General features: G+C 40.8%; 4 protein-coding genes. 1 reads left to right on the forward strand and 3 read right to left on the reverse strand.

Annotation, left to right across the window (positions count from 1 at the left end):
• Window positions 1-147: 147 nt before the first annotated feature.
• The 3 genes from QNK26_RS08620 to QNK26_RS08630 all read right to left on the reverse strand — a co-directional run bounded on the left by QNK26_RS08620 (window position 148) and on the right by QNK26_RS08630 (window position 2,993).
• Window positions 148-1,431 (reverse strand): TRAP transporter large permease, encoded by a 1,284-nt coding sequence (locus QNK26_RS08620; RefSeq protein WP_319222250.1) that lies wholly within the window; start codon window positions 1,429-1,431, stop codon window positions 148-150.
• Window positions 1,432-1,440: 9 nt separating this feature from the next.
• Entirely contained in the window at window positions 1,441-1,911 is a 471-nt protein-coding gene (locus tag QNK26_RS08625) for a TRAP transporter small permease (protein WP_319222251.1), read from the reverse strand.
• Between the two features lie 77 nt (window positions 1,912-1,988).
• Window positions 1,989-2,993 carry a C4-dicarboxylate TRAP transporter substrate-binding protein gene (locus tag QNK26_RS08630; protein WP_319222253.1) on the reverse strand — a complete coding sequence of 335 codons (1,005 nt, stop codon included), beginning with the start codon at window positions 2,991-2,993 and terminating at the stop codon, window positions 1,989-1,991.
• Between the two features lie 273 nt (window positions 2,994-3,266).
• On the opposite strand from QNK26_RS08630, the gene QNK26_RS08635 reads away from it, so the two are divergent.
• Window positions 3,267-3,669 (forward strand): glycerophosphodiester phosphodiesterase family protein (locus tag QNK26_RS08635; RefSeq protein WP_319222254.1); only part of this gene is annotated, 403 nt, incomplete at its 3' end.

The following is a 3,669-nucleotide window of genomic DNA, read 5'->3' on the forward strand; positions in this document are numbered from 1 at the left end:
TATATCATTTAATGCAATTATGGTCTCAGGAGGAATTTTAACTTCCAAAGTCAGAGTGTCTTCGACGTCGGTTAAGAACCAGTCCACCGTTTCCCAATCTTTTGTTAGTTGACTCGGTACCGATTTCATATTTTCTTCCTCAATGGGTTACAGTAAATTAGGTAAAAACATGACCAAACTTTCTGAAAAGGTCAAAATCATTAGTACGGTTAACAGTGCGAGCAATAAAGGTGCCACTTCACGCACAAAGTCCACCAAGCGTACTTTTAGAATTGAACACACAGTGAACATCATGGAGCCAAATGGCGGCGTCACCCCTCCAATCATGATATTAACGATCACAATAACACCGAAATGTACCGGATTAACACCGAGATTAAGTACAGCAGGTAACAGCAATGGCGTTAATATAATCATCGCTGCACCACCTTCAATAAACATACCTACGATCAGAAGAAGCGCATTAATGATAAGGAGTAGTACCAGTTTATTATCGGTTAATTGAACCAGTGCAGATGCCACGTTTTGTGGTATTTGCTCCAAGGTCATGTAATAGCCAAATACCATCGCGCCAATAATAATAAACATGACACTACTGGTGCCCTGAATGGTCTCTTTTAAGATGATAGGGACATGATTGAGTTTTAATTCTCGGTAGATTAAGCCGCCAATAATGGCACATAGCAAAACTGCGATTGCACCAGCTTCGGTTGGCGTAAATAGGCCAAAGCGCATACCCAGAATAATACCAAAGGGGATCAGCAATGCGGGAATAGCCTTGGCAAAATAGTGGAAACGCTCTTTTGCAGGTGCTGGCGATGTACGTGAAGGTTTATATCCACGTTTTCTCGAAATAATGGCGATGGTAAACATTAATGACGCAGCCATTAACAGAGCTGGCACATAACCTGCAATAAACATTGAATGCACAGAAACGTTAGCAAGCAATGCATAAATAATTAAATTGATACCAGGCGGAATAACCGGACTGATGCTCGACGAAGCCGCGGTTACTGCGGCTGTAAAAGGAAGGTCGTAGCCACGTTTGGTCATTTCAGGAGCTAAAATTTTAGACTGCATGGCAGCATCGGCATTTGCAGAGCCTGATATGCCACCCATTAGCGTACTAAGCAGTACATTTACATGCGCTAAGCCACCAACCTTGTGGCCGATTAGCGAATCTGCAAAAGCGAGTAAACTTCGGCTGATCCCTGCGTAATTCATGATCGAGCCGACCATGATAAAAAAGGGTATCGCCAATAATGGAAAGGAAGAGGCAGAAGAGATAAATCGCTGCATCACCAAACTCACCGGAATGGATGTATTTATGAAAAGAAAGTACACCAATGATGACGCAATTAAAGAAAATGCGATGGGTACATTCAAAAGAAATAAAACAAACAGAAGGATAATCGGTAAATAAATGTCCACTTAAGTCGCCTAGTGTGCCGACGAGTTTACATCTGAACCTATCAAATCATCTTTGATAAATTTCAGGGTATGAATCGCCATCAGAGAAAAACAAACAAACAACACACCGTTAATAGTAAAGTAGGACATGCCCATGACAGGTGTCACTTTGGTCGATAACATTGTGTAATCATAACTGAGGTAAGCCAAAATAATATTCAGTATTAATAAGAAACAGGATATTACTAGGCGGAAAGGTCGTTTTGCGGCATCAGGTAGAAAGGCTATGACAACGTCGACCCCCATGTGCAATCTATGTTTGTAACAAGAACTGATGCCGAAATAGACGGCCCAGATGAAACATATGACAGAGAGCTCTTCGCTCCAAGGCACAACAAAACCGAAGCCATAACGTAGGAATACGTTAATGATAACCATTAAAACCGTTATAGAAATAGCGATTGAGGCTAAGATTTCTTCAAAGTTTTTTATAAAACGCATTTTTACTCCATGAATCTGCGCTATTGGCAGTGCCTCTTCGTATTACAAGAATAAGACACTGCAAGTTGTTTATTCGACTAGTTAGCTGCGCGGATTTTCTCCAGTTCAGCGTTAATAGTCGCATGAACACCTTCGCTCCATGCTGGGAACTGGTTGTATACGTCTGCAGTAAGCTTACCAAATTCAGCGGTATCAACTTCGTTAAAAGTGACGCCCAAATCTTCAAGCTTCTGTTTGTACTCCGCATCTAGCTTAACTAATTCATTGGTATTAGAGGTTGCACCTGCAGCTAGTTCTTCCATCACAATTTTCTGTTGCTCAGCATCCAACTTATCCCAAACTTTAGGAGAGATATATAAGCCTACTGTGCCTAAGAAATGTTTAGTAAATGACATGTTTTTTGCCACTTCGTACATCTTAGTTGAGTACATGGTTAAGATTGAACCTTCAAGACCGTCAACAACACCTTGCTGTACACCTGCATAGGTTTCAGGGAAAGGCAGCGAAGCCGGAGAAGCGCCCATTGATGCTAGAGTACTGATGAACAGTTGACTTCCTGGTACGCGAATACGCATACCTTTCATATCAGCCGAATTTTTTATCTCTTTATTAGAGATCATATGGCGGAAACCGAACATATAATCAGCGGTCAGAATTTTGATGCCTTTTTTCTCAGCTTGGGCTGTTAAGTCAGCAACATATTCGGTTTTCATCATAGCGAGGTATTCGTCATAAGAGTTATAAAGCATCGGGCCAGCAAGTGCTGCAAAATCCGGCACATAATCGCCAAGATAACTTAAATCTTCAACTGCTATCCAGTCTGCACCGTTGACGACTTGCTCAAGGTTATCTTTATATACTGGTAACTGCCCACCAGGGAATACTTTGATATTCACGCCACCGTCTGTACGAGTACGAATCTTATCGGTAACTTTAATCAGCTCTTGTGTAAGCAGCTCATTTTGGGTGAACACCAAACTCATATTGATGTTAACGGGATCTTGTGATGCGGCCATGGCAGTTCCACCAAACCCAAACATCGTTGTTGCCGTTAATATAGTACCCAGTAGTAGCTTTTTCATTATCGTAACCCTCTCGTAGTTAGGTAAAATGTGCTTATTTTCGCGCTCGTATGAGAACGACTGTTTACGTTTCGTTGATTTTTAGATGATGTACCATATATTATTTATTTTCGCATTCATACGAGCATTTAAAGTTTCATATGAGCATGTGATCATGTTATCAAATTGTAAAGTATTCTGGTGTATTCGGTTAGTATGATTGAATTTATACTGTTTATTCGTAGAACAATAGACTACTTTTTTTTATTTCATATGAATGTATTGTGAGGGATTATGATTGTAGGTCATCGTGGTGCTGCTGCACTGGCACCAGAGAATACACTGGCCAGCATTAAAAGAGCGGCAGATGAGGGACTTAATTGGGTAGAAATAGATACGCAATTAACCGCTGACGGTATCCCTGTTTTATTTCATGATGAAACGGTGGCCCGTTGCACTAACGGTTCGGGTAAATTGGCTTCATTTACACTTAACGAATTGAAGCAATTAGATGCGGGTAGTTGGTTTGAATCTGCATTTAGAAATGAAAAAATACCCACGCTAGAAGAAGCTCTACAAATTTGTCTTGAAAAAGAATTATCCATAAACCTAGAGTTAAAAATCCATCACAGTTTTCAAGCTGCGCCTCTAGTAAAGAGCCTAGCTGCAGTCATTAAATCTTTCGGCTTCCTATTCG

It is taken from the genome of Moritella sp., from assembly GCF_033791185.1.
Lineage (GTDB): Bacteria > Pseudomonadota > Gammaproteobacteria > Enterobacterales > Moritellaceae > Moritella.